This is a genomic window from Laedolimicola sp. (assembly GCF_051972735.1).
GTDB lineage: Bacteria > Bacillota > Clostridia > Lachnospirales > Lachnospiraceae > Laedolimicola > Laedolimicola intestinihominis.
Genome location: NZ_JBOKYU010000018.1, coordinates 13,698 through 31,703 on the forward strand (window position 1 = coordinate 13,698; position 18,006 = coordinate 31,703).

Genomic DNA, 18,006 nt, shown 5'->3' on the forward strand with positions numbered 1-18,006 from the left:
CAAAAAATGTTACAAAATTATTACGGAAGGCTTGACGGAGCAGACAATCATTTCTATAATGGGCGTATGAACAGACTAAGAGATGGTGCAATCGTGCTGGGATTGGCAGGCATGCTTTTGATGGTGTCCGCCGATACGAAGGATGTGGAAGCGAAAATCTCTTACGAAAGTGAAAATATTGATAGATCGACAGAAGATGATGCCGCCGGAGCGCTCCGTGGAATCGGAACAGAGCTGCTTGGCGCTGTGGCGGAGAACCGTGTAGATTCCGGTCGGATGCGGCAGGCTTACGCAGAGGCGCAGGCAGACTGGCCGGAGGAAGAGGCGCAGCAGGAGACAGTTTCCGATATAGAAAATGAAGTTGAAAAAACGGAGGAAGAGATAGATCAGACCGTAGTTTCGGAGGAAGAAACAGCAGAGACAGAACCGGTGACAGAAGCTGCCGCAGTGCAGCCGGAACTGGTTGTCCCGGAGAATAGCATTTACGTCATCACCGCGGAGGACTATGACGCCCTCCTGCGCATCGTGGAAGCCGAAGCCTCCGGCGAGGATGAGACAGGCCGTCTGCTGGTGGCCAACGTGGTCCTGAACCGCGTCCGAAGCGCAGCCTTTCCGAATACAGTAAGCGAAGTCGTCTACCAGCGGAAGAACGGCAAAGCCCAGTTCTCACCGGTACACACCGGCAAGATAGCGCGCGTCACCGTCTCCGACGCCACCCGCGCCGCCGTAGCCCGGGCTCTGACCGGCGAGGACGTCTCCGAAGGCGCTCTCTATTTCGTAAACCCCACCCTGGCCGACGCCGGAAACCTTCAGTGGTTCCGGGAGCACCTGACGCTGCTCTTTGCCTACCATGGGCATGAGTTTTATTTATAAAGGGGTTGACAATAACAGTGACATTTGCTATCCTAGACTACAGATATTAGATAAATGCGAGGACGAGGAGTAGTACGATTCCCTTGGAGTTCAGAGAGCTGCTGGCTGGTGTGAAGCAGCGGAAGAGAGAATGGGAACTGACCTCAGAGCGGCTGTCCGAAATCCGATGTCTGATTTTCAGAAAATCGGAAAGTAGACGCAGACGGAGCCCGACCGTTACAGCGGGGAGGATATAAGGTTCGATAATTGTATTGATGAAGAATCCGTATCCGATGAGAGTGTGAATGAGATTCACGAAAATGGAGTGGTACCGCGTAAGGCGAATAAGTCTTCCGTCTCCGTTGGCAGCAGGCTGACGGAGGCGGATTTTTTTACGCGAGCAACGAGTCAAAGTCGCGAAGCGTATTTTATCTCGTTGCGGAAATCCACGTTCCTGTAGGTTGCCATACCGCATATCTATTATCGAAATGCAGAATAACACAACACACAGAACAAAAGGAGAGAAAACATCATGATGAATTACAGGAAATACCAGAGACAGTACTTTTTACCGCCGTACCCCTGTATGAAGTGGGCCGAGAAGGATTACGTAGACAAGGCTCCCGTATGGTGCAGCGTGGATCTGCGTGACGGCAACCAGGCGCTGGTGGTTCCCATGACTCTGGAGCAGAAGGTGGGCTTTTTCAAGCTCCTCTGCAAAGTAGGCTTCAAGGAGATCGAGGTGGGCTTCCCGGCGGCGTCTGAGACCGAGTATGAGTTCCTGCGTACCCTGATTGAGCAGGATCTGATTCCGGACGACGTGACTATCCAGGTACTGACCCAGGCCAGAGAGCACATCATCCGCAAAACCTTTGCGGCGCTGGAGGGCGCAAAGCAGGCCATTGTTCATGTATACAATTCCACTTCCGTGGCACAGCGGGAGCAGGTATTCCATAAATCCAAAGAAGAGATCCTGAAGATCGCCGTGGACGGCGCGGAGCTTCTGATGAAGCTGGCGGACGAGACTGAGGGTAACTTCCGTTTCGAGTACAGCCCGGAGAGCTTCACCGGAACGGAGCCGGAGTACGCGCTGGAGGTATGTAATGCCGTTCTGGATGTATGGAAGCCTACCGCAGATAAGAAGGCCATCATCAACCTCCCGGTTACTGTACAGCACTCCATGCCCCATGTATACGCAAGCCAGGTGGAGTACATGTGCGAGAACCTGAAATACCGCGAGAACGTTATCGTCTCCCTGCATCCCCACAATGACCGTGGCTGCGGCGTGGCGGACACTGAGATGGGCCTGCTGGCTGGCGCTGATCGTGTGGAGGGAACCCTGTTTGGCAACGGCGAGCGTACCGGTAATGTGGATGTGGTAACCCTGGCCATGAACATGTATTCCCAGGGCGTGGATCCGAAGATGGACTTCAGCAACATGCCGGAGATCTGCGAGGCTTATGAGAAGTTCACGGGCATGAAGGTCAATGAGAGAAGCCCCTACGCAGGAGCGCTGGTATTCGCAGCCTTCTCCGGTTCCCATCAGGACGCCATCGCCAAGGGCATGAACTACCGTGTGGAGAACGATCCGGAGCACTGGACCGTACCGTACCTGCCCATCGATCCCACCGACGTGAGCCGCAACTACGACGCAGACGTCATCCGTATCAACAGCCAGTCCGGCAAGGGCGGCGTGGGCTACATTCTGGAGCACAACTTCGGTCTCAATCTGCCGCCGAAGATGCGCGAGGCTATGGGCTACGCAGCCAAGGACGCGTCCGATCACCAGAACAAGGAGCTGATGCCGGAGGAGATCTTCGAGATCTTCAAGAAGAAGTTCGAGGGCATTACGGCTCCCTACAATATTACGGAAGTACATTTCAAGCAGGTGGACGGTATCACCGCAGAGGTACATACCGAGTACCGGGGAGAAAAGCAGGTTCTCTACGCTACCGGAAACGGTCGTCTGAACGCAGTCAGCAATGCGCTTAAGAAGGGATACGGCCTGGAGTACAGCCTGGTTACTTATCAGGAGCACGCTCTGGAGCAGAGCTCCAGCTCCCGCGCTATCGCCTATGTGGGTCTCCAGAAGCCGGACGGAACCCTGGCCTGGGGCGCAGGCGTGGACCCGGATATCATCCGTGCCTCCATCGACGCGCTGCTGACAGCCATCAACAATTCCGTGGCATAGAAAACAGGATAAAAACAAGCGGAAAAATGAGGTCTCTCCACGTTCAGAGGCCTCATTTTATATGTACGTCTGTGGCGGACATGCTGTGCCAAAACTGTGGTTTTTCAAAGTCCTGTGGAAATGCCGGATAGAATGGACTATAATACAAAATAAGAAGAAAAAAGGAAAGGAAAGAAACGGGTATGCGGATCGCACTGGCACAGACGGAGCCTCTCTGGGAGGCAAAATACGAAAATTTTGAGCGCGCGGAGCGCTTTTTGCAAGAAGCGAGAGAAGGACAGGCGGAGCTTGTCCTATTTCCGGAAATGAGCATGACCGGCTTTTCCATGCATCCGGAGAAGATCGGGGAACCGGCGGAGGAGCCGGAGACGCTGAACTATTTTGCGAAAAAGGCGGTGGAATACGGCCTCTACATCGGTGTGGGTTACGTAGAATACCGGGAGCCCAAGTCCTATAACCGTTACGCAATGATAAGTCCCAAGGGCGAGCTTCTGACGGATTACCGGAAGATCCATCCCTTTACCTTCGGAACAGAATCGGTGCATTACGCAGGCGGCGATTCCCTAAGTTTCTGTAAGGTAGGCGACTGGACCATAGCTCCCTTTATCTGCTATGATCTGCGCTTTCCGGAGATCTTTCAGCTTGCCTCCCCACAGGCGGAGCTTATCGTGGTTCCCGCCAACTGGCCGGAGGACCGGGTGGAGCATTTCAAGACCCTTTTAAAAGCCCGCGCCATCGAGAATCAGTGTTACATCGCCGGAATCAACCGGGTAGGACATGCCAGAACCTCGGTGTACAGCGGGGATTCCATGATTGTAGATCCGTTGGGACGGGAATTGGCCCATGGCGGAAGAACGGAAGAACTGCTGGTGGCTGACCTGGATCTGGAAATGGTGCGGAAATACCGGGCAGCGTTCCCGGCAAAGATTGACCGGAAGCCGGAGCTGTACCGAAAGCTGGCGGATGGGCTGCATATTTAACTTTTGACGTAATGATTTAACGTAATAAAGAGCTGCGCATTGACGCGGTTCCTATGATCTGATATAATAAGCGGGAATTTTGTGAGAACAAAGAATCACGATTTGCGATCTCGCTCCTGAAAAAGGGCAGTTCAGCAGATGCAGTGATCAGAATACAAGAAAAGGGGACGACTACTATGGATTTGTTATACAGAAGTACCAGAGATTCCAGTGTGCAGGTAACTGCTTCCCAGGCTATCTTAAAGGGCCTTTCCGCGGACGGCGGTCTGTTTGTGCCGATGGAGATTCCGGCGCTGAATGTAAGTCTGGATGAGCTGGCAAAGATGAGCTATCAGGAGACAGCTTACGCGGTTATGAGCAAGTTCCTGACGGATTTTACAGAGGAGGAGCTGAAGCACTGCATCGACAGCGCTTACGACGAGAAGTTTGATACGCCGGAGATCGCGCCGCTTGTGAAGGCGGACGGCGCTTATTTCCTGGAGCTGTTCCATGGTTCCACCATCGCGTTCAAGGATATGGCGCTCTCCATCCTGCCCCATCTGATGACCGTTTCCGCAAAGAAGAATCAGGTGAAAAATGAGATCGTGATCCTGACCGCTACCTCCGGCGATACCGGCAAGGCAGCTATGGCAGGCTTCGCCGATGTGCCGGGTACCAGAATTGTGGTATTCTACCCGAAGAACGGCGTCAGCCCCGTACAGGAGAAGCAGATGGTGACCCAGAAGGGTAAGAATGTGAAGGTCATCGGTATCCATGGCAATTTTGATGACGCCCAGAGCGGCGTGAAGGCCATCTTTGGCGACAAGGATCTGGCGAAGGAAATGGACGCGGCAGGCTTCCAGTTTTCTTCTGCAAACTCTATCAACATTGGCCGTCTGGTTCCGCAGATTGTATATTATGTATATGCTTACGCGAAATTATATGCAAATGGCGAGATTGAAAAGGATGAGAAGATCAACGTGGTGGTTCCCACCGGCAACTTCGGCAATATTCTGGCGGCATATTACGCAAAGCAGATGGGTATGCCCATTGAGAAGCTGATTTGTGCCTCCAATGACAATAAGGTGCTGTATGATTTCTTCCGGACCGGAAGCTACGACCGGAACCGGAAATTTGTGCTGACCACTTCCCCGTCCATGGACATTCTGATTTCCAGCAATCTGGAGCGTCTGATTTACCGCATCGCCGGTCACGACGACAAAGCGGACGCGGCGTTCATGAAGTCCTTAAGCGAGAATGGCAAGTATGAGATTACACCGGCCATGCGGGAGAAGCTGGGTGATTTCTATGGCAATTACGCGACTGAGGCGGAGGCTGCGAAGACGATTCATGATCTGTATGATGAGAACGGCTATGTCATCGATACCCACACAGCGGTAGCGGACTGTGTATACAAGAAATATCAGGCAGAGACCGGCGATCGGACCAAGTCTGTGATCGCGTCTACCGCAAGCCCCTTTAAGTTCACCAGAAGCGTCCTGGAGGCCATGGGCGTGGACTGCGAGGGTAAGGATGACTTCGCACTGGCGGATGAATTGTCGAAGCTGTCCGGTGTGGAGGTTCCGAAGGCAGTGGAAGAGATCCGCACCGCGCCGGTTCTGCATGATACCGTAGTGGAGGTACCGGAGATGAAGGCGGCTGTAAAGGCATTTCTCGGTATGTAAGCTCAAAAAAAGAAAAGGAAGCGCTGTCCCCGGGAGAGAGGGCAGCCAAAGGTAAAAACATGGATAATATATGGAGCTTTCTGGATATTATTTTTGTGGGAGCCGGCGTCTATATGCTGTATGCCTGGTTTCTTATGAAAAAAAAGGGCGAAATTAAGCAGGAAGTCCTGATGAGTAAGGATATTGAATTGAAAAAGTGTAAGGATTTGGAAGGCTACAAGGCTTACATAGCGCCGAAGATGCTGGTGTTTGGAGTGGGTGCGGTAGCTTATGGCGGCATGGGGCTGGTCAATAGCTATGTGACACCGCTTCCCTCTATGCTTTACAATGTAATGATGTTTGTATTTCTGCTGATCCTGATCTGGTTCGCGCTGATGGCGCGAAAGGGAACCGAAAAGTTCTGGTAAAATATGTGAGGATCCCGGCAGAATGAAAAAGCTGCCGGGATTTTTATACGAAAAACAGCCTTCGGATCAGAAATACAGAAATCTGACCGCCGAAGGCTGTATCATTTTCCGGGAGAAAGCGGATTAGCGCTCAGCGAGCTTCACATACTCCTGCCGCTCGGCCACGCTCTTATATGCCGGACGGATGATCTTGCCGTTATTCGCCAGCTCCTCGATGCGGTGGGCGCTCCAGCCTACGATACGGGCCATGGCGAAGATCGGGGTGTAGAGCTCCAGGGGAAGATCCAGCATGCTGTATACAAAGCCGCTGTAGAAGTCCACATTGGCGCTGACGCCTTTGTAGATTTTGCGTTCCTCGCCGATGATCTGGGGGGCCAGCCGTTCCACCATGGAATAAAGGGCGAATTCCTCTTCCCGTCCCTTTTCCACGGAGAGACGCTTGACAAAGGATTTGAAGATGTTCGCACGGGGGTCGGAGAGGGAGTAGACCGCATGGCCCATTCCATAGATGAGGCCTGCATGGTCAAAGGCTTCCTTGTGGAGCAGAGCACGCAGATAAGCGCTTACCTCTTCCTCATTGGTCCAGTCCTTCACCTGCTGCTTCATATCCTCGAACATCCGCACCACCTTGATATTCGCGCCGCCGTGCCGGGGACCCTTTAAGGAGCCCAGAGAGGCAGCCACCGAGGAGTAGGTGTCGGTACCGGAGGAAGAGACCACATGGGTGGTGAAGGAGGAGTTATTACCGCCGCCGTGCTCCATATGAAGCACCAGGGCGATGTCGAGAATCTTGGCCTCAAAGTCTGTGTACCTGCTGTCGGGACGCAGGGTGTAAAGAATATTCTCCGCTGTAGACAGCTCCGGCTTCGGCGGGTGGATGTAGAGACTCTTGCCATCGTGGTAATGGGCGTAAGCCTGATAGCCATAGACCGAGAGCATCGGGAACAGGGCGATGAGCTGCAGGGACTGGCGAAGTACGTTGGGAATAGAGATGTCGTCGCCACGGTTGTCGTAGGAGTACAGGGTCAGGACGCTTCTGGCCAGGGTGTTCATCATATCCTTGCTGGGAGCTTTCATAATGATATCTCTGACAAAATGGGTGGGCAGGGAACGGTAGGAGCCCAGAAGCTCCCGGAAGGAAGTAAGCTCCCCGGGATTCGGCAGTTCCCCAAAGAGCAGCAGATAGGTGATTTCCTCGAAGCCGAAGCGGCCTTCCGATACGAAGCCACGCACCAGCTCCTCGATATCCATGCCCCGGTAGAACAGCTTTCCCTCGCAGGGAACCAGCTTACCGTCCACCATATCGTAGGCGTGAATCTCGCCGATCTCCGTGAGACCGGCCAGCACGCCCTGACCGCTGATGTCGCGCAGTCCCCGTTTTACATCGTATTTTTTATAAAGCTCTGTGTTAATCTGGCTGGTTTTCTCGCTTAAGCGGGAGAGATCCAGAATTTCGGGTGTGATTTCGGAGTATGAATTGATCTGCATGGGCAAAAGCTCCTTTCTAAAATATAACAGGTGTTCTGTTGATAACGGGTGATTTGCGATGCTCAGATATGTCTGCCGGGCGGATATGAAAGAGTATTCATTGAATTACTTTGCACAGACACTGTTCCGCCGCGTATTGGAGTTATCATAACATAAAGTGGACAGAAAATCATGCGAAAACAGAAAATTTACAGAATTTTAAGAAATTGGTAACAAATGAGAATGCGGACGAACGGATACAACTTTCCGCAGGCGAGCTAGCTCTCCTACAGAAAGTTGCATCCTTTTTTACTGCGCGTCAATTCTGGCGAAATAAATTGTATTATTTTAAGTACTTTTCCTTGACTTTTTTTTCACAAGATGTGATAATAAGTGGCGTGGGCGGGTAAGCCCTGTATGCAGGATGGCAGCTACATGCAGAGGGACCCTTTAGTTGACACATATAATACAAAGAAAGAGGTCGAGTGAAAGATGGCAAAGATTGATTTAACTCAGTATGGTATCACAGGTACCACAGAGATCGTACACAATCCTTCTTACGAGATGCTTTTCGAAGAGGAGACAAAGCCGGGTCTGGAAGGCTTTGAAAAGGGCCAGGAGAGCGAGCTTGGCGCAGTGAACGTTATGACAGGTATTTATACTGGACGTTCCCCCAAAGATAAATTCATCGTTATGGATGAGAATTCCAAGGACACCGTATGGTGGACATCCGAGGAGTATCCGAACGATAACCATCCGGCAACTCAGGAAGCATGGGCTGCAGTAAAGGATATCGCAAAGAAAGAGCTGTCCGATAAGAAGCTGTACGTAGTAGACGCATTCTGCGGCGCAAACAAGGACACACGCATGGCTATCCGTTTTATCGTAGAGGTAGCTTGGCAGGCTCATTTCGTTACCAATATGTTTATTCAGCCGACCGCTGAGGAGCTGGAGAACTTTGAGCCGGACTTCGTTGTATACAACGCATCCAAGGCAAAGGTAGAGAACTACAAGGAGCTGGGTCTGAACTCTGAGACCGCAGTTATGTTCAACATCACCAGCCGTGAGCAGGTTATCGTCAATACCTGGTACGGCGGAGAGATGAAGAAGGGTATGTTCTCCATGATGAACTACTATCTGCCGCTGAAGGGCATCGCTTCCATGCACTGCTCTGCAAACACAGATATGGAAGGAAAGAACACCGCTATCTTCTTCGGTCTTTCCGGAACAGGTAAGACAACTCTGTCTACCGACCCGAAGCGTCTTCTGATCGGTGATGACGAGCACGGCTGGGACGACAACGGCGTATTCAACTTCGAGGGCGGCTGCTATGCAAAGGTTATCAACCTGGACAAAGAGTCTGAGCCGGATATCTACAATGCCATCAAGAGAAACGCTCTTCTGGAGAACGTAACTCTGGACAAGGACGGCAAGGTTGACTTCGCAGATAAGAGTGTTACAGAGAATACACGTGTATCTTACCCGATTAATCACATCGAGAAGATCGCGCAGAATGTAAATGTTATTTCTTCCGGTCCGGACGCGAAGAACGTTATCTTCCTGTCCGCAGACGCATTCGGCGTACTTCCGCCGGTATCCGTTCTGACGCCGGAGCAGACTGAGTACTACTTCCTGTCCGGATTCACTGCAAAGCTTGCAGGAACCGAGCGTGGAATCACAGAGCCGACACCGACCTTCTCCGCATGCTTCGGCCAGGCATTCCTGGAGCTGCATCCGACCAAGTACGCTCATGAGCTGGTTAAGAAGATGAAGAAGAGCGGCGCTAAGGCATACCTGGTAAATACAGGATGGAACGGCACAGGCAAGCGTATCTCCATCAAGGATACCCGTGGAATCATCGACGCTATCCTGAACGGCGATATTCTGAACGCAGAGACCAAGACCATTCCGTACTTCAACTTTGAGGTACCGACAGCTCTTCCGGGAGTTGATGCAGGCATTCTGGATCCGCGTGATACATACGCAGATGCTGCAGAGTGGGATGCAAAGGCTAAGGATCTGGCACAGCGTTTCATCAAGAACTTTGCAAAATATGAGAGCAACGCAGACGGCAAGGCACTGGTTGCAGCAGGTCCGCAGCTCTAATTTATACAAAGGGATTGACAGGAAAAAAAGAACATGTTAGAATGACTCCATTAAAACCCGAAAGGGAAGTGGATTTTTCCGGAGTGATTCTGCTTTTCGCCACACAGATATGAGAGATCATATCTGTGTGGTATTTTTATGCGGGAAAATAAGAGGAGATACGAAATGAACGATGCTTTCATGAAAGAGAAACCGATTCTGGGTCTGGTGCTTTCGATGTCCCTGCCCATGGTGCTTTCCATGCTGGTCAATTCCCTGTACAATATCGTGGACAGCTATTTTGTAGCCAGCATCAGCGAGGAGGCCATGACGGCCCTGTCCCTGGTCTATCCGATTCAAAATCTGATCAATGCGATTACCATCGGCTTTGGCGTCGGCATCAACGCCACCATTGCCTTCTATCTGGGGGCACAGCGAAAGGAGCAGGCGGATCGGGCGGCTTCTGCCGGCTTTTTCATCAATGCGGTTCAGAGCCTGATTCTGATGCTCATCTGTCTGCTGGTGATGCCGGGCTTTCTGCGGTTGTATTCGAAGGATACAGGGGTTATCGACTATGCGCTGCGGTATTCTCGCATCGTTTTTGCCTTTGCGGTGATGATTTCCTTTAGCCTGAGCTTTGAGAAAATCTTTCAGGCAGTAGGAAGGATGAAGGTGTCCATGGTAAGCCTCATGGCAGGCTGTATCAGCAATATTATTCTGGATCCGTTGCTGATCTTCGGCGTTGGACCCTTTCCGGCTATGGGTATCGAGGGCGCGGCCCTGGCAACGGGCATCGGACAGACCGTCAGTGTGGCTGTGTATCTGATCATTTATGTTGTACGCCCGATTCCGGTGCGAATCACCAGAAAAGCCCTGAGCCTTGAAAAGGATGTGCTGAGCCGTATCTATAGCGTGGGCATTCCGGCCACCCTGAATCTTGCGGTACCATCTCTGACAATTTCCGCATTAAACGCGGTTCTTGCCGGATTTTCAGACGTCTATGTGCTGGTGCTGGGCGTATATTATAAACTACAGACCTTCCTGTATCTGACCGCAAATGGCATCGTGCAGGGCATCCGCCCGTTAGTCGGCTATAACTACGGCGCGGGCGAGGAGCAGCGGGTGCGGAAGATTTACCGGACGGCGCTTAGCCTGGCGGCGGTGATCATGGCCTTCGGTACAGTCATCTGCGTCCTGTTCCCGAACCAGCTGTTCAGCCTCTTTACGGAAAATGCCGCGACAGTGCAGATGGGAGCCGAAGCTCTGCGCATCATTTCTCTGGGCTTTCTGGTATCCTCTGTGTCCATTATCTCCGGCGGCGTGCTGGAGGGGCTGGGCCTGGGCGTGCCGTCCCTGATAATCTCCCTGCTCCGCTACCTGGTACTCCTGGTTCCGGCAGGCTTCATCCTGAGCCGCTTCCTGGGCGCAGCAGGCGTCTGGCACGGCTTCTGGCTGACCGAATGGGCGACCGCGGCGGCCGCGTTTGTGATTTACAAAAAAGCGGTAAGTAAGCTTTTTGCTAACCATTCATAGCCACTATTCCGCGAGGTGTATGACTGAGAACAAAGTGAACAGTAATAATTTTTTCTGTTGCCAAATAGTATCATTTGCAGTATAATAATTTCATGAGTTGAGTAACTTATAAGTGAAACGGAATGAATTCCTGGGGTGTGCGTGAACCCGCTATTTTGAACCTACATTTACGTTCATGGGATTCCAATATCTCTGTCCCGGATGTCAGGCCTCCGAATGTGCAGTGGAAGGCAGAAAGGCAGTTGAGGTTACCCACCTAGCATTAGCTAGGCGTCAAAATCGCGGAAACGGCACTTTGGGTTTACAAGAAAGATAAGGGCAGTCGGAGACGGCTGCCTTTTCTTGTGCTTTTCGCAGAAAATGGGGGACGGATGGACAAGAGGAAGCTTTGGAAAATGAAACTTGGGCTGCTGGCGCTGGGAATTATGGTGCTGGGTGGGATGATAAGCCTGCAAAAGAGAAGCGACGGAACCGGGTCGGAATCCGAGACACAGAACCAGAACATAGAATTGGAAGAAAATGAAATTCAAGGAACAGACGCAGAGAAAGCGGCAGAACCGGAAAACACAGAGCCGGAGCCGCTGCCCTACACCGGACAAATCCGCGTTCTTTTAAAGACGGACGGCTTCGCGGAAACCCTTCATGAAAAAGTAAGCCTTGCATCGGAACATGGTTCCGAATTGACGTTGACAGACCGGGAGACAGGTGAAAAACTGGATTCTGGCAGCCAGCTGGAGCTGACCCGGGAGGACGGCGTCCTGTTCCTGAACGGAGAACCGCTGGCGGAGACGCCCATCTGCCTGCGCGTTACCGGGGAAGACGCCCGCATCCGGGTGAATTCCCTGATCCGCAGCGGCGGTCATCCGGTCTACGAGGGCGCACTGGAGCTATGGCCGACCGACGAGGGCTTCTATCTGGTCAATGAGGTGCCCCTGGAGACATATCTGGCCTATGTGGTGCCCAGTGAGATGCCATCCGGCTATCATATGGAAGCCCTGAAGGCCCAGGCGGTCTGCGCCCGGACCTATGCGTATCAGGAACTTTCCACATACGCCTACCCGGACTGCGAGGCTCATGTGGACGACAGTGTCAGCTTCCAGGTTTACGGCAACACGGGCCGGACCGCCGGCACAGATCGGGCGGTGGCAGAAACCGCCGGGCAGATTCTGACCTGTCAGGGCAGTCCGATTACGGCATACTATTTTTCCACATCCTGCGGCGCAACCGGCAATCAGGAGGTCTGGTGGGACGGCGATCAGACAGCGACACCCTATCTGGCCGGAAAGACCGTGGACGCAGCCGGGGAAGCGGTAGATTTAAGTAAGGAAGAAGAATTTAACGCATTTCTTGAGGCGGATCACCCGGACGGCTATGACGCGGATATCAGCTGGTACCGCTGGGAGACGGAGATTGACAACAAGACACTCTCGGAAAATCTGAATCAGGCGTTGGCAGGGCGTATCGCGGCCAATCCGAACGCTGTCCTGACCCGCCTGGGAAGCCGTCTGGAAAGCCGTACCATCAAAACCATCGGGCGGATCCGGGGCATCGACGTGCTGGAGAGAAACGAGGGTGGAGCTGTTACAAAGCTTCAGATTCGCGGCAGCCGTCATACCATCGAGGTCAGCACCGAGTACAATGCCAGGGCCCTTCTGAATGTACAGGGCGGAAGCATCCGGCGAAGGGATGGCAGCAGGGTGGAGGGCGGCATGCTGCTGCCCAGCGCCTGCATGAGGATTACGCCTCTGTTTGATGAAAAGGGCGAGCTGTCCGGCTGGCGGTTCACAGGCGGTGGCTATGGCCATGGCGTGGGCTTAAGCCAAAACGGGGCCAACGGTATGGCGAAGCAGGGAAAAGGCTACGGAGAAATCCTGCATTTTTTCTACACAGATGTGGAATTGACGGATATCAGGGAGATGTGATAATATATAAGATACGGTTAAAAGATTCGAGAATATGACGGGGGAATCATGAAGTTTGTGAAAAAATGCATAAAGTTAATCATGGGCTTTTTGAATGCCATGCAGGAGGACTGTGTGGGGGCGTATGCAGCGCAGACTGCATACTTCATTATGCTGTCCTTTTTCCCGTTTATCATCCTTTTGGTGACGCTGGTACAGTATACCTCCCTGACGCCTGCGGATATCTATAAAGCGGCACAGATGATTTTTCCCCCCAGCATGGATTCGTTCGTGCTGGGAATTATAGACGAGGTATACAGCAAGACGGCAGTTACCATTTCCCTGTCCGCGATCATGACAGCCTGGTCCGCAGGTAAGGGCTTTATGGGTCTGATACAGGGGATGAATATGATTTACAATGTGGAGGAGCGCAGAAATTATATCATTCTGCGGCTGCAGTCCGCGTTATATACGATGGTTTTCGTGGTGGCGATTATCCTGTCCCTGGTGGTTCTGGTTTTTGGCAATTCCCTGCACGAGATGGTGATGGAATACATTCCGATTCTGACCTATGTGACGGAGATTATCCTGAAAATGAAAGGCATGGTGTCCGTCGGGATCCTGGCGGTACTCTTTATGGTGCTGTACCGTTTTGTGCCGAACCGGAAGGTGCGGCTCATCCGGCAGGCTCCGGGCGCGGCTTTCGCGGCGGTGTGCTGGTATGTATTTTCTATCGTATTTTCCCTTTATGTGGAATATTCTCCGGGTCTGGCCAATATGTACGGCAGTCTGACCACCATCGTGCTGGTGATGCTGTGGCTGTATTTCTGTATGTATATCATTCTGATTGGCGCGGAGATCAATTCTTACTTCGAGGATCAGTTCCGGCGGGTGTCCTATTACCGGCGGATGCTGCGGGAGCAGAAGAAGGAACAGGCAGAAGTGGAAAAGGAGCTTCGGGAAGAAGCGAAGGAAAAGGCAGAGAAAGAGATATAAAAAATTCCCGATCGGACGCAGCGCGTCCGGTCGGGAATTTTTTATATCTCTTTTTCTTCTGCTTCTGCAGCCTCTTCCGCAGCGGGAGCGTCTTCGCTCTCTGGGGCTTTAGCAGTCTCTTCTTCTGCGTCCTCTTCTTTTGCTGTGGATTCCTCAGAAGGTGTCAGGGACACATAGCTTCTGTCAGCAGTCTTCGAAGGCTCGGCGTCCAGATCCTCGTCCTCGAATTCGTCCTCCAGCTCATCCACCAGATCGTCGAAATCCTCGTTCGGGGAAATGAATTTTTTATACAGCGCCACGCCTCCTGCAACGGCAGCTCCGACTGCGGCGATTGCTCCAAAAATCTTTGCTATTTTCTTCATGATACAGTCCCTCCTTGTAAATTTACTCTATTGTAATACGAAACCGGAAAAAAGAAAAGCGAAAAAATATTAAAAATTTATTGTCAATCTAAAAATTATATATTACTCTAATAGAAGTGGTATGTCGGTAAAAAAGCTGGCATAGCGGGAAAGAGGAGTGAAAAATTGGAAAAAAGAAAACTGATACTGGCTTCCGCGTCACCGAGACGCAGGGAGATTCTGAGCAATATGGGCCTGAACTTCCAGGTGCATCCAGCCTGCGGAGAAGAAAAACTGGAGACGTCGGACCCGGTAGAGGCAGTAAAAGCCCTGGCATTGCAGAAGGCCCGGGAAGTGGCGGACAAGACAGGAGAGCCCGCGCTGGTCATCGGATCCGATACGGTAGTGGCCAGTGGGAATAAAATTCTGGGAAAGCCCCATGATAAAGAAGAAGCGTTTCGGATGCTGAAGGAGCTGCAGGGGGCGTCCCATATGGTGTATACGGGCGTGGCGGTGATCGATACCGTGACCGGCGAGCCGTTGGCGCATTTCGCGGAAGGGACAAAGGTATCCATGTATCCCATGACGGACGCCTGGATTCAGGATTATATTGAGACCGGCGAGCCCATGGACAAGGCGGGAGCTTATGCCATACAGGGCGGCTGTATGCCCTATATCCGCGGAATACAGGGAGAATACGCCACGGTCGTTGGCTTTCCGGCGGCCCGGTTTTATCAGGAGCTTCTGAAAAAGGGCGTGGATTTGCGGAAGCCGGAAGAGGAGGAATATTATGAGCTTTAAAGCATGTATTTTTGATTTGGACGGTACCCTCTGTGACAGTGTGGAGTCCATTGCCTGGAGTGCCAACCGGGCTTTACGGGATTTCGGAATGAGGGAAGCTGCGACAGAGCAGTATAAGATTTTTGTGGGAGAAGGCGTAGACGTCCTGATTCAGCGGCTGCTCCGCTTCGGCGGCGACGAGGCGTGTGAGAACTTTGAACGGGTGCGGGAACGCTATATGGAATATTTCAAAGAAGGCTGTCTCCATAACGTAAAGCCTTATCCGGGCATCGTGGAAGCCTTGAAGGAGCTGAAAAAACAGGGCGCGAAGCTCGCCGTTTTGTCCAATAAACCGGACGCCAACACCAAAAACGTCATCCGTACCGTATTTCCGGAGGAGGGGCTGTTTGACTGGGTGCAGGGACAGTCCGGGGCATTCCCGAGAAAACCCGATCCGGCAGGCGCTCTCTACATCGCGGAGCAGTTTGGCGTAAAGCCGGAGGAGTGCATGTATCTGGGCGATACCAGCACAGATATGAAGACTGGAACCGCAGCCGGCATGTACACAGTGGGTGTGCTTTGGGGATTCCGTGAGGAGCGGGAGCTGCGGGAGAACGGTTCGGACGCCATCGCGGGACAGGCGGATGAAATTGCCGAGATCTACAGAAAGGGTGGACAGATACATGATTAAACTGATATGCAGCGATATTGACGGAACTCTGCTTCCTGAGGGAACCGCGGAAATCAATCCGGAGATCTTTGCTGTTATTCGAAAACTGAAGGAAAAAGATATCATCTTTGCGGCGGCCAGCGGAAGACCCTATTCCAGTATAGTCAGACTGTTTGAGCCGGTTAAGAACGATATTATCTTTGTTTCAGAAAATGGAGCCTATGTAAGCTGCAGAGGCTATCGGATGTCCGAGGAGGTTATCGATTGGAAGGATGTCTGTGAGTGGGTAGAGGAAGTGCGGAAGATTCCGGGAGCCAGCCTTGCCCTGGACGCCGACGGCGGACTTTACTCCGAAAGCACGGATCAGGAGTTCGTGGATCTGGTCCGTCTGGGCTACCACAGCCGGTTGACGATTGTGGAAGATGTACTGGCAGAGGAGCGCCATATCAATAAAATATCCGTATACCGGAAAAATGACATTGAGAAAGTGGCGGAGGACATGGTTCCCAGATGGTCCAAGCGTCTGCATTGCACCATAGCAGGAGACATCTGGCTGGATTTCATGAACAAGGAATCCAACAAAGGACACGCCATCCGGGAGATCCAGAAGATTCTGAAAATCAGTCCGGATGAAACCATGGTTTTCGGTGATAACTTAAATGATCTGGAAATGCTGGCAGCGGCCACGGAAAGCTACGCGGTAGCCAATGCGGCGGAACCGGTCAGAAAAGCGGCAAAGCACATCACGGATACCAATGTCAACGACGGCGTACTGAAAGTACTCCGCACTCTGTTGTAGGATAAAATACAAACAAAAAGGAGAGCATACAATGAACGAATATACAGAAGAATGTCTGAAAACATTTCTGAAGAACCAGGGTCAGCTTTTTGATGAACCCGTGGCGGAGAACCTGGAAGAGGCGGAAGAATTTCTGGAGGACTGCATGGCAGTGGTCGTAGACAGCCTGGAAGACGTCCGCGAATATCTGGAAGAAAGCGGTATGGACGTCAGCGGCATGAGCGACGAAGAAGTAGAAGAAACCGCGGAAGTCTTCGCCCTGGATGACGGCACCTACCTGATTGTGGAGGGATAAAAAACAATGATAAAAACCATCAGACGGGGGGCGGCTGCCCTGCTTGCGGCCATCGTACTGACGGGCAGCCTGACCGGCTGCGGCACATGGAGCAATACAAAAATTGTACTGACCACCGGCCTGACCGGCGATCAGCTCTTTAAAGTGGGCAAAAGCGTCTGCACCCTGCCCGAAGCCATGATTTACGTCATGGACTACAAGCAGCAGTATGAAAACGCCTATGGCGTGGAAATGTGGGAGCACGATTTTGGCGGCGTGACACTGGAAGAATATGTAAAAGATACCATTATTGCCCAGCTGGCCTCTGTCAAAGCAGTAACCCTGCTGGCTAAAGAAAACAATGTCACCTTAAGCGATGCCGAAAAAGAAAAAATCAGCCAGGCAGCCGAAGAATATTACAGCGCTCTGACTGATGAACAGAAAAAATACATGAAAGTCGAAAAAGGCGACGTAGAAGACCTCTACACCGCCCATGTATTATCGAAAAAAGTCTACACCGAGATCACCAAAGACGTGAACACGGAAGTCAGCGACGACGAAGCCCGCATCATCACCATCCAGCAGATCCGCCTGGACAGCCTGGACAACGCCGAAATCGTCAAAGCACGCCTGGACGAAGGCAAAGATTTCGCTACCGTAGCCGCCGCTTATAATAGAGACAGCCAGACCACCGTAACCTTAGGCCGTGGTGAAAAAGAAGCAGCCTACGAAGAAGCAGCCTTCTCGTTGGAAAACGATCAGATAAGCGACGTCATCGAAACCACCGGTGGCTACTATATCCTGAAATGTGTCAACAACTTCGACCGCGACGCCACCGAAGCCAACAAAATTACCATGGTAGAAAAACGCCGCGACGAAGAATTCACCGAAGCCTACGAAACTTTGATGGCCGACACCCCATCCGAGTTCAACCGGCAGAAGTGGACCAAAGTCCACTTCGCCGACTATAGCGGTGAAGCCGCCCCCAACTTCATGACCATCTACACCAAATACTTCGGCAATTGATAATATACGAACAGAAAAAAGGGCGCAACCCCTGCGCCCT

At 52.1% G+C, this 18,006-nt stretch carries 16 protein-coding genes, 1 other RNA gene and 1 other annotated feature; of the genes, 15 read left to right on the top strand and 2 right to left on the bottom strand.

The window, feature by feature from the left end; translation table 11 throughout:
• The first annotated feature begins 6 nt into the window (after positions 1–6).
• The 5 genes from ACTRC3_RS06020 to ACTRC3_RS06040 all read left to right on the top strand — a co-directional run bounded on the left by ACTRC3_RS06020 (position 7) and on the right by ACTRC3_RS06040 (position 6,094).
• The gene (locus ACTRC3_RS06020; protein ID WP_440322270.1) at positions 7–873 is read left to right on the top strand and encodes a cell wall hydrolase; all 867 of its coding nucleotides are present in this window, start codon (positions 7–9) and stop codon (positions 871–873) included.
• A gap of 50 nt (positions 874–923) precedes the next feature.
• Positions 924–1,216 (top strand) — a binding site (T-box leader).
• 168 nt (positions 1,217–1,384) lie between these two features.
• Positions 1,385–3,043, top strand: coding sequence for a 2-isopropylmalate synthase (locus tag ACTRC3_RS06025; protein ID WP_440322272.1), 1,659 nt, complete (start codon positions 1,385–1,387; stop codon positions 3,041–3,043).
• Between the two features lie 182 nt (positions 3,044–3,225).
• Positions 3,226–4,023: a nitrilase-related carbon-nitrogen hydrolase gene (locus tag ACTRC3_RS06030; RefSeq protein WP_440322274.1), complete on the top strand. Its 798-nt coding sequence runs from the start codon at positions 3,226–3,228 to the stop codon at positions 4,021–4,023.
• Between the two features lie 176 nt (positions 4,024–4,199).
• On the top strand, positions 4,200–5,687 hold the full coding sequence (thrC, locus tag ACTRC3_RS06035) for a threonine synthase (RefSeq protein WP_440322276.1): 1,488 nt from the start codon (positions 4,200–4,202) through the stop codon (positions 5,685–5,687).
• 59 nt (positions 5,688–5,746) lie between these two features.
• Positions 5,747–6,094 carry a hypothetical protein gene (locus ACTRC3_RS06040; RefSeq protein ID WP_349164078.1) on the top strand — a complete coding sequence of 116 codons (348 nt, stop codon included), beginning with the start codon at positions 5,747–5,749 and terminating at the stop codon, positions 6,092–6,094.
• 123 nt (positions 6,095–6,217) lie between these two features.
• Here the strand turns inward: ACTRC3_RS06040 and ACTRC3_RS06045 are convergent, their stop codons facing one another.
• Positions 6,218–7,582: a citrate/2-methylcitrate synthase gene (locus ACTRC3_RS06045; RefSeq protein ID WP_440322278.1), complete on the bottom strand. Its 1,365-nt coding sequence runs from the start codon at positions 7,580–7,582 to the stop codon at positions 6,218–6,220.
• Between the two features lie 471 nt (positions 7,583–8,053).
• Here ACTRC3_RS06045 and pckA point away from each other — a divergent pair, with 471 nt between their 5' ends.
• The 5 genes from pckA to ACTRC3_RS06070 all read left to right on the top strand — a co-directional run bounded on the left by pckA (position 8,054) and on the right by ACTRC3_RS06070 (position 14,076).
• Complete coding sequence (gene pckA / locus ACTRC3_RS06050; RefSeq protein WP_440322280.1) at positions 8,054–9,667, top strand: phosphoenolpyruvate carboxykinase (ATP); 1,614 nt, start codon at positions 8,054–8,056, stop codon at positions 9,665–9,667.
• A gap of 165 nt (positions 9,668–9,832) precedes the next feature.
• Positions 9,833–11,179, top strand: coding sequence for an MATE family efflux transporter (locus ACTRC3_RS06055; RefSeq protein WP_440322282.1), 1,347 nt, complete (start codon positions 9,833–9,835; stop codon positions 11,177–11,179).
• A 124-nt stretch (positions 11,180–11,303) separates the two neighbouring features.
• Positions 11,304–11,485, top strand: a non-coding RNA gene (gene ssrS / locus ACTRC3_RS06060) — 6S RNA.
• A gap of 89 nt (positions 11,486–11,574) precedes the next feature.
• A complete protein-coding gene (locus ACTRC3_RS06065) occupies positions 11,575–13,101 on the top strand; it encodes a SpoIID/LytB domain-containing protein (RefSeq protein WP_440322284.1) in 1,527 nt (508 codons plus the stop codon).
• Positions 13,102–13,149: 48 nt separating this feature from the next.
• Positions 13,150–14,076: a YihY/virulence factor BrkB family protein gene (locus ACTRC3_RS06070; protein ID WP_440322286.1), complete on the top strand. Its 927-nt coding sequence runs from the start codon at positions 13,150–13,152 to the stop codon at positions 14,074–14,076.
• A gap of 41 nt (positions 14,077–14,117) precedes the next feature.
• Here the strand turns inward: ACTRC3_RS06070 and ACTRC3_RS06075 are convergent, their stop codons facing one another.
• Positions 14,118–14,438 (bottom strand): hypothetical protein, encoded by a 321-nt coding sequence (locus ACTRC3_RS06075; protein WP_178039476.1) that lies wholly within the window; start codon positions 14,436–14,438, stop codon positions 14,118–14,120.
• A gap of 165 nt (positions 14,439–14,603) precedes the next feature.
• Between ACTRC3_RS06075 and ACTRC3_RS06080 the strand changes: the two genes are divergently transcribed.
• From ACTRC3_RS06080 to ACTRC3_RS06100, 5 genes are read left to right on the top strand one after another with little or no spacing between them, the layout of a single operon-like run.
• A complete protein-coding gene (locus ACTRC3_RS06080) occupies positions 14,604–15,218 on the top strand; it encodes a Maf family protein (RefSeq protein ID WP_440322288.1) in 615 nt (204 codons plus the stop codon).
• The gene (locus tag ACTRC3_RS06085) at positions 15,208–15,888 is read left to right on the top strand and encodes an HAD family hydrolase (RefSeq protein WP_440322290.1); all 681 of its coding nucleotides are present in this window, start codon (positions 15,208–15,210) and stop codon (positions 15,886–15,888) included. Before ACTRC3_RS06080 ends, ACTRC3_RS06085 begins: the two co-directional genes overlap by 11 nt.
• A complete protein-coding gene (locus ACTRC3_RS06090) occupies positions 15,881–16,666 on the top strand; it encodes an HAD family hydrolase (protein ID WP_440322292.1) in 786 nt (261 codons plus the stop codon). Before ACTRC3_RS06085 ends, ACTRC3_RS06090 begins: the two co-directional genes overlap by 8 nt.
• 31 nt (positions 16,667–16,697) lie before the next feature.
• A complete protein-coding gene (locus tag ACTRC3_RS06095) occupies positions 16,698–16,961 on the top strand; it encodes a glyoxalase (protein WP_440322294.1) in 264 nt (87 codons plus the stop codon).
• Between the two features lie 6 nt (positions 16,962–16,967).
• Positions 16,968–17,966, top strand: a complete 999-nt coding sequence (locus ACTRC3_RS06100; protein ID WP_440322296.1) for a peptidylprolyl isomerase — start codon at positions 16,968–16,970, stop codon at positions 17,964–17,966.
• Positions 17,967–18,006: the final 40 nt, after the last annotated feature.